This window comes from Rhizobium sp. R693, from assembly GCF_002211315.1.
GTDB lineage: Bacteria > Pseudomonadota > Alphaproteobacteria > Rhizobiales > Rhizobiaceae > Rhizobium.
Genome location: NZ_LOKY01000001.1, coordinates 355,110 through 370,397, shown reverse-complemented (window position 1 = coordinate 370,397; position 15,288 = coordinate 355,110). Strand labels below are relative to the sequence as shown.

The following is a 15,288-nucleotide window of genomic DNA, read 5'->3' as shown; positions in this document are numbered from 1 at the left end:
TATCGCCTAGAGGCCGCTGTTGTCGGCAGCCGTCTTCAGGGCGTCTTGCGGCGAGGCCTGGCCAAGCAGGGATTCCTGGATCGCCTGCTGCAGAGCCGTCGAAAGCTCCTGATACTTCGGCGTCGTCGGACGCGGATACATGGCTGCGAGGCCGACCTTGGCCGCAGCGATCAGTTCTTCCTGGCCCTTGGTCACGGCTGGATCATCATAGGATGAGGCCCAGATCGGCAGGCTGAGCTTGGCATACTGGTTCTGCGTCGCCTGCGAGGTCATGAAGGCGATATATTTCCAGGCCTCTTCCGGATGCTTGCTGGCGGTCGTGACGCCAAGGCCCATCGAGCCGTTGACGGCCGACGCCTCGCTCTTGCCTGAAACGCCCGGAGCCGGGACGACGCCGACCTTGCCTGCGACCTTGCTGTCCTTCGGATCGTTGGCCATGTTGTACATGTAGGTCCAGTTCAGGGCAAAAGCGGCATCGCCGTTTTCGAAGACCTTGCGCACATCCTCTTCCAGGAATTCCTTGGAGTTCGGGTTGGTCAGGCCGGACTTGTAGCTGGACACCATGTAGTTCAGCGCGTCGAGACCACCGCCATTCTGGAAGGCGGGCTTGCCGTCCTTCAAGAAATCGCCCTTGTAGGCGCTAACGAGTGTCGTGTAGTCGCAAATGGCGGCTTCGGCCTGTGACCAGCTCCAGGCGATCGGCGTTGCAAGGAGGCCCTTGTCCTTGATCGTTTTTGCCTGCTCGCTCAGCTCGTCCCAGGTCTTCGGCGGCGCCTTGATGCCGGCTTTCTCAAGGATTTCCTTGTTATAGAACAGATATTTGGTGTCCAGGATCCACGGCATGCCGTAATATTTTCCGTCGTACTGGACCGTGGTCCAGGCGCCAGGCAGGACACCCTTCTTCATATCATCGGTAATGCGTGAGGAGACGTCGACCAGGACCTTGTTGGTCGCGTATTCGGCCGGCCAGATGACGTCGAAGAGGACGACGTCATAGCCGCCGCCGGAACCCTGCGCAAGCACCGTCTTGTCGTGCAAGCCCTCATAAGGGACGAATTCCAGATTGACCTTGACGTCAGGGTTCGCCTTTGAGAAGGCATCGGTCATGGCGCGGACGTCGGCTTCGCTATAAGCGGCCTGCGCCATGAACAGCGCATTGATCGCGGTCTCGGCAAAGGCGTGCGGCGCAAAGGATGCACCGATCAATGCCGCGCCAAGAAGCATCTTGTTTAGGGATTTCAACATTCCAGCCTCCAGTTTTTTGACATTCACCCGTTTTCCAAGGGCGGCTGTCGCCGCCATCGGTTGTCGAAAAGGCGCCGGTGGGCCAGCTGCCAGTCTCGGAGCGTCCTCGGAGCTTTTTTGGGCTCTCTTCGTTCCCTGGAACTCTCGGTTCCTTATTAAGTCAATTGTCTTGACTTATTTCTTCTTCAATATTCTACTGCTGTCAAGAGGAATTCGGAATGAACGACACGCGCCCGATACGGGCAAAGAGCGGCACCAATCATGAAGGCACCAGCGCCCACAACAGGCGGGTAATGATGGATGCCCTGAGGATGAACGGAGCGCTTTCGAGAGCAGACCTTGCGCGCGCCACGAAGCTCACCAAGCAGACCGTGTCGAACATCATCGACGAACTCGAACAAGAGGGGCTGGTCACCGCGCAGGAGGCTGTTCGCAAGGGCAGGGGGCAGCCGTCGACACCCTATCGGCTGGTGCCGGAAGGAGCGTTTGCGATCGGTTTGCAGATCGACCGTCACGTAACCCGGGCGATCGCCGTCGATCTTGTCGGCAATGTGCTGACCCGGGCCGAGGCGAACCTGCCTGTCGACGGGCCGTCACGCGGTGCAGCGGTTATTTTGGAGCTGATCGAGACGGTTCGTCAGAATCTTGCAGGGCTTGTCGCTCAATCGGAGCGTCGGCTGGTTGGTCTGGGTGTTGCAATGCCTGGCCCGTTCGGGATCGAGACCTCCGGTGACGATCCCTGGATGATGGCTGCATGGCAGACGTTTCCGCTGCAGGAAACCCTCGCGGCAGGCACCGGGCTTGGCGTTCGCCTGCAAAACGACGCGGCCGCATGTGCCACGGCAGAGCGCATGGTCGGTGCTGCCCACGGGCTTGACCACGCCGTCTGCCTCTATCTCGGTTACGGCATCGGTGCCGGTCTGATCCTCGGTGGGGAACTTTACAGCGGTGCCAATGGCAATGCCGGCGAAATCGGTATGGCCCTGCTTTCGGCAAGCGGCAGCCCGACGCCGCTCGAACATCGCGCCTCACTTGCTTCGCTCTACCAGCATCTGGCGATCGATCCGTCAGATCCCGACCTCTACCAGATGGTCAATGAACTGGCGCTGAAGGATGATGCGAGAATAAAGAGCTGGATCGAGGAGGCGGTCATGGATCTGCGCTGGAGCGTGCATCTCATCGAATCGATCTTTGATCCCCAGACCGTGATACTGTGCGGTGGCGCGCCGGAAGCCCTGGCGCGACGTCTGGTCGAGGCGATGCACCCTTTGCCACCATCGATCGCCGATCGCAAAGACCGGGTCATTCCCCGCTTTCAGCTTGGAATGACCGATCCCTGGGCCGTCGCCCTCGGGGCCGCCGCCGATCCGATCAGCCGCGCCTTCGATCCGAGCTTTGCTGCCATTCTCAAGGGTTCGCTCTAAGGGCGCTCAGGATCGATGGATCGGGTCGATCCATGCAACGTCTTCCGGTTGTTCAACCGGTTCGATATTAAGATTGACGACCACCGGCTCCTGGCCGGATCGTATGACGACGCATTCAAGCGTCTCGTCGCGGCTGGCATTGATTTCCTGATGTGGGACGTAGGGCGGCACATAGATGAAATCCCCGGGGCCGGCTTCCGCCGTAAATTCGAGATGGTCGCCCCAGCGCATGCGTGCCTTCCCCGCCACCACATAGATGATGCTTTCGAGATCGCCATGGTGATGGGCGCCGGTCTTTGCATTCGCGTGGATGGTCACGGTACCCGCCCATATCTTCTCGGCTCCCGCGCGTGCATGGTTGATCGCCGTCGCCCGGTTCATGCCGGGTGTCTGCGCGGTATTGGGGTCGAGCGAATTGCCCGGGATGACCTTTACGCCATGCTCGCGCCAGTCCATCTGATGGTGGTCATGATCTTGCTGTTTTTCGGTCATGTTCATCTCCGTCAGGCAATCGGGTCGCTGCGATGATGCTTGGCAGCCATTGGCTAGAGGCCGTGAATGCCACAGAGCTCATCGAGCTTGCCGCGCAGCCTGCGCTTCACCTCCTCATCCTGCTCCTCCATGGCGGCGAGCATTTCCCGAAGCGTACCACGCAGCCCGTGAATCTGATCGATCAAATCCATGATGAGGTCGACGCCGGCGTCGTTGACGCCCATGTTCCGCGTCAGGTCGAGGATGAGCTGCGCGCGGGCCACATCCGTATCACGAAAATCACGAGCGCCGTCACGCGTCTGCGGCAATAGCCACCCCTGTTCGACCCAGACGTCAAGCGCCCTCACGTCGATCTTCAGAAAACGGCGGAATTCAAGATCATCCATGGCTATTCTCCCATGCTCTTTCTCGGATCCTGCTGTTCGCCTGCTGTCCAGCCGGTCATGAACTCGCTCAGGTGCAGATCGGGCGCGTCCGGCAGCACGATTTTCAGCGAGATGTAGATATCTCCAGCGCCGCCGCCTTTCTTCGCAACGCCCTTGCCCTTCAGGCGCAGAACCTTCCCGGTGTTTGAGTGCGGGGGCAATGTGAGGTTGACGGGACCGGACGGTGTTGGCGCTCGCACCTTGCCGCCGAGCACGGCCTCGCGCAGCGTGATCGGCAGATCGAAGCGTATGTCGTCGCCATCACGAACATAGAAGCGATGCGCACGCACGCGAATTTCAACAAGCGCATCTCCGGATCGACCACCGCCGATACCGGGCTCGCCTTTGCCTCGAAGTCTGAGTGTCTGGCCGTCACGCGTTCCCGGTGGGACCTGCAGGTCGAGCGCCGGCCCATCCGGCAGCCGGATCTGCGTCTTCGTGCCGTTGACGGCGTCAAGGAAATCCACCTCCATCGAGTAGTGGCGGTCCTGGCCTTGTGCGCGAAATTCGCCTCCCCGTGCCCGTCGCGAAAAGAAGCTCGAGAAGATGTCGTCGCTGTCGCCAAAATCTGCAAAACCCGCACTGTTGTGGTAAGGATTGCCCGCGTTGGCGGCAGACGCGTAGTCGCGATAGTAGTGGCGCTGCGCCTGCTCGGCGCCGCTCATGTCGATCTCGCCGCGATCGAAGCGCCCGCGTTTTTCCTGGTCGCTCAAAAGCTCGTAGGCGGCGGAAATCTCTTTAAATCGCTCTTCTGTCTTCTTGTCGCCAGGGTTGAGATCAGGATGAAGTTTCTTGGCGAGCTTGCGAAATGCGCTTTGAATCTCTTTCGGCGTGGCGTCTTTCTTCACGCCGAGAAGCTCGTATGGATCGCGGCTCATGCATGTCTCCGGTTCAGCCGGGGGAAATCGCCGGCATTTTGTCATCTATATAGGTTTGCACTCCGGCTGGGACGAGAGGTTGTATTGGCGGCTTGCCGATGGGGTCAAATTCAACGCGCAAGGAACGAAGGACCGATGCCTGATAGCGACAAGCGCTCGTTGAAGGCCACACCCTGTCCGTGATCCCTTGAAGGGGTGGGCGATCTTGAGCCTGGTCGATGCCCTTTGTCTTCGGGTTGACGATCGACTTGATGTTCGTCCGCCTTCTCCAAGCTGGCGCCGCCACATATGCTTGCGTTCGACAAGTGGGGAGCGACTGTCTTTGGCGGCGAGACGCACCCTAGTCACGCTGCAGGTTGATCTCGCTGGTCACAACTTGCTGGCCGGATGCCGGGTCCTCGTCGACGGTGCGGATCCGGATCGCATTGGCATCGACACGTTGGATGGTCATGTTGGCGCTTCGGTCGCCGTTTATAACCTTTGACCAGCGTACCGCGAGATTGATGGCGTCGCCGCGTCGGCTTCCGTGAAGGCCAGATACGCCCCCTGACGGACCGACGTAGCTGCCGGCATATTGCGTACCGCTAACCTTTATATTGGCCGACACCGGTCTTGTTATGACGATCATCCCGCGGCACGTCCCCTTCATCGAAAGCGCCTCGCCATTCGCCTGCGTCTTGAAACTGCAACTGAGGTTGATCGGGGACGAGGCGATCGTGCGCTTCATCATGCCTCCGCCCGTCCAATCGCCGGCAAGCGACTGGAGGAACGGAGCCTCATCGGCATATGCGGCTGCGCTGACAAGATACAAAAGCGCGGTCACTCCCGCTCGTTGGCAGCACTTCATGACGTCCTCCCCTGGAGATGATCAAGAATGCCTCAGAATGCCTCAAAGTTCCTCTCGGGTGTACGAGATCGACCAAAATGTCCTGAAGCGATGCCGCAGCGCAAGTGATTTTCGTCAATTGAGATAAAACTTAAACGAGCGGACGCTCATCGGTTCACGCCGTCAGCTATGCCGAGACGTCCGGGCAACCGTTGGATACACTCGTGTTCCGGACCGTATCCACAGGCCGGATCGGGCGCCTCCATCGCCTCGGACCTGCTGCCAATTTCGCAGCGACCGGCGCGCTTTGCTTAGGGCTCACGCGAGAGTATCATCAGGCGCTAAAACAACAGGCTTATGAGCAGGATATAGGAGAAACCGCATAGGGCTGAGGCCCGTGCCTTTGGGAGGAAAAGATGAGACCGACATCCCAAGTCAAGGCAAAGACGTCGCGCCGCAAATTCTTAAGCGGCGCAGTCATGGCAGGGGGGGCGATGGTCGCAGCTCCCAGCGTGGTCGCCGCGCAGGGGCCAATCAACATGCGTTGGCAAAGCACCTGGCCGTCGAAGGACATCTTTCACGAGTTCGCGCTTGATTTCGCAAAGAAGATCACTGACATGACCGGCGGCGATCTCAAAATAGAAGTGCTGCCGGCAGGTGCGGTGGTGCCGGCCTTCGGTCTGCTCGACGCTGTCTCCAAAGGAACGCTCGACGGCGGGCATGGTGTGGTTTCCTACCATTATGGCAAGCAGGCGGCCTTGGCGCTGTGGGGATCGGGACCGGGCTTTGCCATGGATGCCAACATGCTGCTTTCCTGGCACAAATATGGCGGTGGCAAGCAGATCCTCGAAAAGCTTTATCAATCGATCGGGGCGAATGTCGTTTCGTTCCTCTACGGCCCGATGCCGACACAGCCGCTCGGTTGGTTTAAAAAGCCAGTGGCCCAGATCGAGGATTTTCAGGGACTGAAATTTCGCACTGTCGGCATTTCCATCGATGTCTTCACTGGTCTCGGTGCCGCGGTCAACGCCCTGCCGGGTGGCGAGATCGTAGCGGCATTGGACCGCGGGCTTCTGGACGCAGCCGAATTCAACAATGCGTCGTCGGACCGGGCCCTCGGATTTCCCGATGTCTCCAAGATCTGCATGTTGTAGAGCTTTCACCAGAATGCCGAGCAGTTCGAAGTGCTGTTCAACAAGACGAAATACGATGCATTGCCCGATCAGATGAAGTCGATCGTCTCCAACGCCGCGGAGGCAGCCTCCCAGGACATGCACTGGAAGGCGATCGACCGCTATTCGAAAGACTATTTGGAGATGCAGACGGTCGACAAGGTGAAGTTCTACAAGACCCCGGAGGCGATCCTCAAACGGCAACTGGAAATCTACGACGACGTCGTGAAGAAGAAGGCGGCGGAAAACCCGCTGTTCAAGGAGGTTATCGAGTCCCAGATAGCCTTTGCCGAGCGGGCGACTCGTTGGGAGCAGGACACACTTGTCAATCGCCGGATAGCCTTCGACCACTACTTCGGCCGCAACGGAGTTGCCAAGCAACTATGATCTCATCGCCAGTCAGCAATGATGCTTTCTGACGAAGATGGTCGCCTATCTGGGGGGCAGCCGTGCGGGTTCAGCAGTTTCTCATAAGGGTTGATGCGATCAGTGTGTGGGTCGGCAAAGCTATGGCCTGGCTGATCATCGCGTTGATGATGCTCGTGTGCATCGAAGTCTTCAAGCGCTACATCATGAACATGCCGACGGCGTGGATCTTTGATGCCACCAACATGTTGTACGGCACCCTGTTCATGCTGGCGGGAGCCTATGCGCTGGCACAAAACGCTCATGTTCGGGGCGACTTTCTCTACAGCTCGTTGCGGCCCCGAATACAGGCGAGCCTCGATCTCATTCTTTATATCCTGTTTTTCCTGCCAGGCGTCGCCGCGCTCATCTATGCCGGCTATGACTATGCGGCGCTATCCTGGCGGATCGGCGAGCATTCGACGGTGACAGCCGAAGGCCCACCAATCTATTATTTCAAGACCGTCATCCCGATCGCGGGCGCGCTCGTCATGTTTCAGGGGCTGGCCGAGATCACCCGCTGCATCGTCTGCTTGAGAACCGGCCAATGGCCGGCCCGGATAAAGGATGTGGAAGAGATCGACGTCGTCGCCGAGCAGCTTGCCCATAGCGAGCACATAGATGCGCAGACACGCGAGGCGGCGATCGGGCGTGCTCAGGATATCGACAGGGCGGCCCGGCAACGGGCTCGGGATGGAGACATCGAGAGGTGAGCGATCCGTTCCTTGGATTGACGATGCTGGTTCTCATCGTGGTCGTTATCGTGATGGGGTTTCCGACAGCCTTCACGCTGATGGGGCTTGGCATGCTCTTCGGCTTTTATGCATTCTACAATCCGGCCGAGCATTGGATCGACAATCGCGTCTTTGACCTGATGGTCCAGCGCACCTATGGGGCGATGACCAATGACGTCCTCGTCTCGATCCCGCTTTTCGTGCTGATGGGCTACGTGATGGAGCGCGGTGCGTTGGTCGACAAGATGTTTTACAGCATCCAGCTTTCTTTCCGGCGGGTGCCGGCCTCCCTCGCCGTAGCGACTTTGATCATATGCACCTTCTGGGGCATCGCCAGTGGTCTCGTGGGCGCTGTCGTCGTATTGATGGGCGTCATCGCGATGAGCCCGATGCTGCGCGCCGGCTATGACGTCAAGCTTGCCTCCGGGGTGATCACGGCCGGGGGAACACTGGGGATTTTGATCCCGCCATCGGTGATGATTATCGTCTACGCCGCCGTCGCAGGACAGTCGGTCGTCAAGCTCTATGCCGCCACGATGTTTCCCGGCTTCTTCCTGGCGTTTCTCTATCTCGTCTACGTTCTCGCCTGGGCCATGATCAGTCCGAAGATCGCGCCCGCCTTGCCCGAGGAACAGACGAGGGTTCCGGTGGCCGCCTGGATGAAACCCTTTCAGGGACTCTATTCGAACAATATGCTCGTCGGGCTTTTCGCAGCATTGGTCTCGCCGTCAAAGGCGATGGCGATCGAGACGGACGAGGGGCGGCTTACCTATTGGAAGCTGGTCAAGAATGCCTGTGCCGCACTGGTACCTTTCTCGCTAATGGCATTCACCCTGGCTCTCGTTTGGTGGTATGTCGTCATCCACCCAAGGGAATCGGGGCAGACGCAAGCGCCGGAAGGGCTGGAAGAGCTCGGCGCTCCTGCAGCAGACGCCGGCCCGGTGGTGGTAAACGGGCCGTCCACAAGCTTCTACCTGGCGTTCGGGATCATTGCTCTCATCGTGGCGGCGGTACTCGTGCGCTACTACAGGAATATGAGTGCCGAGCGGCTGCAGGTCGTAAAGCTGCTGGCTTCGTCTGTCATGCCACTTGCGATCCTGACTATCGTCGTGCTCGCCGTCATCTTGTTCGGTATCACGACGGCCACGGAGTCCGCTGCGGTCGGCGCCGCCGGGGCCTTTCTGTTGGCGTTTCAGGCCCGCACGCTCAACTGGAAGCGCACACAAGAGGCGGTGTTCCTGACCGCGAAGACCACCGCCATGGTCTGCTGGCTCTTCGTCGGCTCGGCACTCTTTTCCGCCGTCTTCGCAATTCTCGGCGGCCAGGCGCTTATCGAGCAGTGGGTGCTGGCTCTCGATATGACGCCCGTGCAGTTCATGATCTTGTCGCAGGCAATCATCTTCATTCTCGGCTGGCCGCTCGAGTGGACGGAAATCATTATCATTTTCGTGCCGATCTTCTTGCCAATGCTCAGGCACTTCGGCATCGATCCGATCCTTTGGGGCGTACTCGTCTTCGTCAATTTGCAGGCGGCGTTCCTGTCGCCGCCCGTTGCGATGTCGGCTTATTACCTTAAGGGCGTTTCGCCCCCGCATGTCACCTTGAACCAGATCTTTGCGGGGATGATGCCATACATGCTGATCGTCATTCTTTGCATGGTTATCATGTATTTCTGGCCGGGTCTGACGCTATGGCTTCCACGCTACCTGTACGAATAGAAACGTCTCGTTTTCGCATCATGACGAAGCCACGGAGGGCTTGCCGTGTTGGCGTGGGTCCTGCGGTCTCGCTGTCCTATCTTTGATCCGGTTCGCACCAACGATCGCCGTTCACTTGCCGTAAGCACGACCGCAGCCATCACGCATTTGCCGGTCCATCCGAGTACATGCCCCGATTGGGGAGCTTCCTCGGTTCATCATCACCATGACGGTCCAAGCCACCGAACGACGGCGTAGGCAGGCATTGGCCGGTGAAGTCCCTTCAGGGCCAAATCGCCGACGGGAACAGCCTCGATCAACGATTCGACGGCTGCAAAGACGCGTTGACTGACGAGTATCTGACGGGACTTGGCTTCCTCGCACAATCGAGCCGCGTGGTTCGTCACCGTGCCGATGACAGCGTAGTCCGAGCGCTGGTCGAAGCCGATCCGACCGATGGTCGCGTGGCCTCGCGCAATGCCGATACCGAAACCAAGCACATAGTCCCGTTTGCGCCACCGCTCTGAATGCTCATCAATGGCATCACGCATCGCTGTGGCCATCGAGACTGCCCGCTCAGTGTGGTCGGCACAGGGCAGCGGATCGTTGAAGAAAACAACGACGCCGTCGCCGACAAAGCGCTCCAAAGTTCCCTCGTGCCGGACGATTTGGTTGCCAAGACATGCATGATACTCTCGAAGGACCGTCATGACCTCTTCCGGCTCTGCGGTCTCGGAGAAGGCCGTGAAGCCGCGCAGATCACAGAAAACCACCGTCACCTCGCGGCGGTGGCTTTGGAGAAGCGTGTCGCCATTCTCGGCTGAAACAATGAGATCGGCGACCTGAGCGGGCAAAAACCGTCGCAGCCGAGCCATCCGCTCGATCGCGCTGACCTGCTCCGCCACTTTCTGTTCGAGGGATTGATTCCATGCTGCCAACCGTGCAGCCTGGTCATGAAGGCTCCGCGTTTGCTCTTCGATGGTGTCGTGAAGGGTCTTCTGCCGCAGCATCGATCGGACGCGCGCCAGCAGCGCCTGGTGCTCGAAGGGCTTGGTCAGATAGTCATCGCCTCCAGCGTCCAATCCCTCGACGACATCGCGCGTGTCGGCTTTTGCCGTTACGAGGATGACCGGAATCGATCGCAGCGAAACGTCCTGCTTGAGCATGCGCACGAGGCTGATACCGTCGAGCTTCGGCATCATGACGTCAAGAAGGATGAGATCAGGCTTGATGTCGTGCGCTTTGGCGAGGCCCTCTTCGCCGTCTGCGGCGGTCGCCACTTCATAGCCACACGCCTCGAGGCGCATCTGCAGGATTTCGAGATTTTCCGGCGTGTCGTCGACGGCGAGAATGAGGGGTGGATCGTGCATTGTGTGGCTTCCCTCAGGATAGGAACTCCCGGATCTTTGCCAGGAGCTGGCGCGGGCTAAACGGCTTGGCGAAGTAACCGTCACATCCCGCAGCCAGTGCTTTCGCCTCATCACCCGACAATGCGTAGGAAGTGACGGCGATGATCGGTATGTGCCGGAGTGCCGGGTTGGACTTGATGTGGCGAGTCGCTTCGTATCCGTCCATCACCGGCAGCTGGATGTCCATAAGGATCAAGTCCGGCTTCTGCGCCGCCGCCGCCGTCACGCCGGCGGCGCCATCGGCCGCCTCGATCAATTCGTATTCAGTGGTAGCGATGAGGTCTCGCACGATCTGCCTGTTGTCTTCGGTGTCTTCCACCATCAGAATTCTTTTCTTCATGCCGCTTCAAAGCGCTCCTCTGCATCGATTGGTATCGTCATGCGGAACGTCGCACCGGCACCGGGCACTGACTCCACGGTTATTGTTCCGCCGTGCATTTCGACAAATCGTTTCGAGATTGCCAGACCGAGACCCGTGCCGCCCTTCTGCCTGGTGCTGCTGTTGTCGACCTGCTGGAATTCCTCAAAGATGAGAGTTTGGTCTTCAGGCGCGATACCTGGGCCAGTGTCCCGCACGGCGATCTCGAAGTGGCCATCCGTTGTTGCCCTGGCCAGAATGTCGACCGAGCCCGCTTCAGTGAACTTGATAGCATTGCCGGCAATATTGAGCAGGACCTGGGTCAGACGGCGTTCGTCGCCGCGGCCTGTCGGCAGATTCTCGGCGACTGACGTGGTGAACGCGAGGCCTTTTTCCCGCGCCAGTGGTTCGACAGCGGCGGCTGCGGTTCGAACGATCTGCCCAAGGGAATAGTCGTCCAGCGCCAGTGCCAGCTGCCCGGCCTCGATCTTCGAAAGATCGAGCACGTCGTTAATCAGGCCCAGTAGGTGCCGGCCGTTGGCCTGCACCCGCGCCACTGTCGCCCTTGCCCTGTCCGGAAGCTCTCCGTAAATGCCGTCAACCAGCAACTCCGTGAAGCCCAGAACCGAATTAAGCGGTGTCCTCAGTTCGTGGCTCATATTCGCGAGGAACTGAGACTTATGGCGGCTCGCCGCCTCTAGCTCCCGGCCTTTATCCTCTATCTCGCGGAACAGCTTGGCGTTCTGAATGGCCAGGACCGACTGTGCGGCAAAGGTTTCCATCAGGTGGACAACCTGTTCGTCGAATTTTCCGGGTTCACGGCGCCTGACGACGAGAGCGCCAACAATCTTGTTCGGCCTGAGCAATGGCACAATCAGCACGCCGCGATATCCGGCTTCGCGGATGATTTTCTGAGTGGGGGTTTCTTCGCCGAGTTCGGGCACCTGCACAGGTTCGCGGCGCCGTGCGGCGTCACCGATCCCTGGATCATTCAATCCAATGGGCTGCGCAGAGATGGCGGCAACCAGCTCGTCGCTCATCCCATAAGTCGCACGCGGGCGGAATTGTTGCCTGCTGCTGCTGAACACATAGATAGTGCCTGCATCCGTATCGGATAGGTGCACGGCTTTTGCTACGATTGTCCGCAGCACGGTGTCGAGATCAAGCGTCGAATTGACCGCCTTGGTGACTTCTCCGAGCGCCTCCAACTCGGCGACAGAGCGGGCAAGTTCGGCTGTGCGCGCTTGGACCTCCTGGAACAGACGCACGTTCTCAATCGCGATCACCGCCTGGTCGGCGAAGGTGGTGAGCAGTTCAATCTGCTTGCGGTTGAAGGGCCGGACCTCGATCCGGCGGATCGTCAGAGTTCCGATGGCTTCTTCTTCCCGCAGGAGCGGGGCGGCGAGGGTGGTCCGATGGCCAAGCCGCATCGCCATTTCTCGGCCCGCAGGGAAATCATCACCCATGGCGGTGAGGTCGCTTACATGCACGGCCTGCCCGTCGACAAAGGCACGACCGGAAACCCAGTCGCGACCGATCGGCCATTTGACGAAGTCAATCGGGATTGGACCATAATGCGCTCTCCATGCCAGTGACTCACCGTCCTTAAGAAGTATGGCCGCGTCGTGGGCGTCGCACAGCTTTGCCGCGCTCTCGGCAACGGCATTCAGAACGGGCTGAATGTCGGTCGGGGAGGCAGCGATGGTGCGCAGGATTGCGCCAGTTGCCATCTGCTGCTCAAGCGATTCCGTCAGCTCTCGGTTGCGGGTTTCAATCTCCTGGTACAGCCGCCCGAGCTGGGCAGAGGTCTGGTTGACATTGTCGGCGAGCACTCCAAGCTCGTCCCGATTGCCGATCGCCACCTGCTGGGCAAAGTCGCCAGCGGCTATCTGACGCAGACGCGTCTCGATCTTCTTGACGGGCTCTATCAACGACCAGGAGATGACGTAGCCAAGACCCAGTGCCAACAGGATACTGCCCACAACAAAGGACACCACAACCAGCCGCGAGGTTTGGAAGGCTCCTTCCGTCACCTCGATGGACGTCACCATGTCGGCCTCGGCCAGGTTGACCAGCTCGTTCGTCAGCCGCTCGAGCCGATCGGCCGACGGCATGATCTGATCCACTTGAACTTTGCGTGCGTCCTCGGTACGGCCGGAGCGGATGAGCTCCGCGACACGCGTTACGCCAGCCGTAAACCGGTCATATTCCAGCCGGACCTGACCGAGCACATCTGCTTCGCTTTCGGCGACGAACGCCATGCGGTCGAGGTCATATCCGAACTGGCTGAGCTGGCGCAGCGCTGCATCCAGCATCCTTTTGTCTTGCAGCAAAAGTGCAGTCGAGATGCTGTAGAGCTGGTTCGTCGTGTCGTGCTGGACTTGGCGATAGGCAGCAATCCTGCGCTGCAACTTGATCAGCTCGGTTGTCTGGTCGTTGACCCCGCTCAACACTTGCAATTCGACTGCCCCGAGCACGATCAGCAGTCCGACGATCGACAGGAATGCGACCAAAAGCTTGGTTTGGACGCGCGCCGGCAGCCACGCCACGCAGCCGACGAGCCAGCTCGCGACGTTACCGGGATTCGTCCAGGAGGCTGAGAAGATCACTTCGGAACTCCTCCAGATCAAAGCTGGCGCCGATATACTGCACGCGCAAGCTGCCATTCGTGTCCACGAGCGACGTCAGCAGTGTATGCTCGACGTCGCCGTTCACTGTCTTCATCGCAATGACGCCGTACTTCCGTCCGATCTCATGGACGATTGCCGGATCGCCGGTAAGAAACACCCAGCCCTTCACATCGGCGTGGAAATTCTGCGCGTATTGCTTCAGCACCTTCGGCGTATCCCGCTCCGGGTCTACGGTGATCGAAACGAAATTGATCTTTGACCCGAACACGGGACCCAGTGCCTCCTTCACACGCGCCATGTTGTCGGTCAGCATCGGGCAGATATCGGTACAGGAAGCAAAGATGAACGCAATGGCGACCGCTTTGCCGCGAAAATCGCGGAGTGACACCGGTACACCGTCCTGTGACGTCAGCGTAAAGTCTGGCGCCGCTCCGATAGTCGGCAAGCGCTGATCGTGCGATGCATCATGCGCCTGCCCTGGCCCGGCCAGGAGCACCAAGATCACAATCTGCGCCGGCCATCTTTTCATGTCTTCAGCTCGCGTTTCACCTCGCTGAGGAAGTGCCAATCGGTACCGTTGGCGATGATTTCGTGCGGGCTCGACTTGATCATGCCGGACTCATGCAGCCGCAGGGCGTAAAACCGAATCGTGTCCTCGGGATCGTATTCGCGCCATTTTCCGTAAGGCACCTCGCTCATCGTCTGCAGGGCATAATCATAGTTGGCGGTAAACCCGCCATCGACGATCTGTCGCGCGATGCGCCATGGCTCGGCGACGCATAGGTCTGCTGCCTTGAGAATGGCGCGCAACACGCGTTTGGTGGCGACAGGGTTGTTCCGAACGAAATCCGCATTGCCCGCCAGCATGCAGCAGAAGTACTGCGACCAGGGACGATCGATGGCACTATTTACGACTACGTGGCCGATGTTGCGGGCGTGCAGTTCCTGGGGCTCGGGTGGAAAGCCGAGGAACGCATCGACTTTTCCTTTGATAAAAAGCTCCATCGGCCTGACGGCTGGATTGGTCACCCAGCGGATGTCCCTTTGTGGGTCGAGGCCGACATAGGCAGCCATGCTGGTCACAAACACGTGCGGCGTTGAACCCAGGCCTTGTACGCCTACCGTTTTGCCTTTCAGATCTGTGATACCGTGAATGCTGTCATTTCCGAACAGTTCGAAGCACCCAGGATGCACGCCTGCCAGCACCATGATCGGATCACCCGCATCGATCGCAACCGCAAGGGGCGCAGCGAAATTCAAACTGAAATCGACCTCACCGCGCGCGATCATCTCAGACGTGCCGTAGCCTGGTTCAGTCATGACATAGCGGACGTCGGTAAATCCCTCCAAACGCAGCAGATCCTCGGCGGCGTATTGTGGGGCAATGCAAATGCCACTGATCTTTGTGAAGCGGATGGCGGTGGTTTCCGGCAGGGGCTCGGTCCAAGCCCGTGTCGTGGTGCCTAGAACGCCAGCGACGCCAGCTGCCGCTACACTGGCCAGGAAAGAGCGGCGGTTCTGGATGATGTGCATCGGAACGCTCCCTCTCTACTAAGACGGATAAATACCCGTCAGAATCGCGCGGAAGACTAT

The 15,288-nt window shown here is 59.2% G+C and carries 13 protein-coding genes and 1 pseudogene; 4 read left to right on the top strand and 10 right to left on the bottom strand.

What is annotated here, in order from left to right; translation table 11 throughout:
- Positions 1–6: 6 nt before the first annotated feature.
- Complete coding sequence (locus ATY79_RS01805) at positions 7–1,245, bottom strand: extracellular solute-binding protein (RefSeq protein ID WP_088702817.1); 1,239 nt, start codon at positions 1,243–1,245, stop codon at positions 7–9.
- A gap of 218 nt (positions 1,246–1,463) precedes the next feature.
- Here ATY79_RS01805 and ATY79_RS01800 point away from each other — a divergent pair, with 218 nt between their 5' ends.
- Positions 1,464–2,669, top strand: coding sequence for an ROK family transcriptional regulator (locus tag ATY79_RS01800; RefSeq protein WP_088702816.1), 1,206 nt, complete (start codon positions 1,464–1,466; stop codon positions 2,667–2,669).
- Between the two features lie 6 nt (positions 2,670–2,675).
- Here ATY79_RS01800 and ATY79_RS01795 read toward each other — a convergent pair whose 3' ends face one another.
- The 4 genes from ATY79_RS01795 to ATY79_RS01780 form a co-directional block, all read right to left on the bottom strand.
- On the bottom strand, positions 2,676–3,161 hold the full coding sequence (locus tag ATY79_RS01795; RefSeq protein WP_088702815.1) for a cupin domain-containing protein: 486 nt from the start codon (positions 3,159–3,161) through the stop codon (positions 2,676–2,678).
- A 53-nt stretch (positions 3,162–3,214) separates the two neighbouring features.
- Positions 3,215–3,547, bottom strand: coding sequence for a chaperone modulator CbpM (locus ATY79_RS01790; protein ID WP_088702814.1), 333 nt, complete (start codon positions 3,545–3,547; stop codon positions 3,215–3,217).
- A 2-nt stretch (positions 3,548–3,549) separates the two neighbouring features.
- On the bottom strand, positions 3,550–4,464 hold the full coding sequence (locus ATY79_RS01785; protein ID WP_088702813.1) for a DnaJ C-terminal domain-containing protein: 915 nt from the start codon (positions 4,462–4,464) through the stop codon (positions 3,550–3,552).
- Positions 4,465–4,804: 340 nt separating this feature from the next.
- Positions 4,805–5,311: a hypothetical protein gene (locus ATY79_RS01780; RefSeq protein ID WP_088702812.1), complete on the bottom strand. Its 507-nt coding sequence runs from the start codon at positions 5,309–5,311 to the stop codon at positions 4,805–4,807.
- 395 nt (positions 5,312–5,706) lie between these two features.
- Between ATY79_RS01780 and ATY79_RS01775 the strand changes: the two are divergent.
- The 3 genes and pseudogenes from ATY79_RS01775 to ATY79_RS01765 all read left to right on the top strand — a co-directional run bounded on the left by ATY79_RS01775 (position 5,707) and on the right by ATY79_RS01765 (position 9,319).
- Positions 5,707–6,849 (top strand): annotated as a pseudogene (locus tag ATY79_RS01775) (TRAP transporter substrate-binding protein).
- A gap of 122 nt (positions 6,850–6,971) precedes the next feature.
- A complete protein-coding gene (locus tag ATY79_RS01770; protein ID WP_245312303.1) occupies positions 6,972–7,580 on the top strand; it encodes a TRAP transporter small permease subunit in 609 nt (202 codons plus the stop codon).
- Entirely contained in the window at positions 7,577–9,319 is a 1,743-nt protein-coding gene (locus ATY79_RS01765; protein WP_088702810.1) for a TRAP transporter large permease subunit, read from the top strand. The genes ATY79_RS01770 and ATY79_RS01765 overlap by 4 nt, the downstream gene beginning before the upstream one ends.
- A gap of 200 nt (positions 9,320–9,519) precedes the next feature.
- Here ATY79_RS01765 and ATY79_RS01760 read toward each other — a convergent pair whose 3' ends face one another.
- The 5 genes from ATY79_RS01760 to ATY79_RS01740 are packed head-to-tail and all read right to left on the bottom strand — an operon-like array spanning position 9,520 to position 15,228.
- A complete protein-coding gene (locus tag ATY79_RS01760; RefSeq protein ID WP_088702809.1) occupies positions 9,520–10,668 on the bottom strand; it encodes a response regulator in 1,149 nt (382 codons plus the stop codon).
- A 13-nt stretch (positions 10,669–10,681) separates the two neighbouring features.
- Positions 10,682–11,047 carry a response regulator gene (locus ATY79_RS01755; RefSeq protein ID WP_088702808.1) on the bottom strand — a complete coding sequence of 122 codons (366 nt, stop codon included), beginning with the start codon at positions 11,045–11,047 and terminating at the stop codon, positions 10,682–10,684.
- Positions 11,044–13,674, bottom strand: a complete 2,631-nt coding sequence (locus tag ATY79_RS01750; protein ID WP_189637941.1) for an ATP-binding protein — start codon at positions 13,672–13,674, stop codon at positions 11,044–11,046. The genes ATY79_RS01755 and ATY79_RS01750 overlap by 4 nt, the downstream gene beginning before the upstream one ends.
- Positions 13,640–14,224 (bottom strand): SCO family protein, encoded by a 585-nt coding sequence (locus tag ATY79_RS01745; protein ID WP_088702806.1) that lies wholly within the window; start codon positions 14,222–14,224, stop codon positions 13,640–13,642. Before ATY79_RS01745 ends, ATY79_RS01750 begins: the two co-directional genes overlap by 35 nt.
- On the bottom strand, positions 14,221–15,228 hold the full coding sequence (locus ATY79_RS01740) for an ABC transporter substrate-binding protein (RefSeq protein ID WP_088702805.1): 1,008 nt from the start codon (positions 15,226–15,228) through the stop codon (positions 14,221–14,223). Before ATY79_RS01740 ends, ATY79_RS01745 begins: the two co-directional genes overlap by 4 nt.
- Positions 15,229–15,288: the final 60 nt, after the last annotated feature.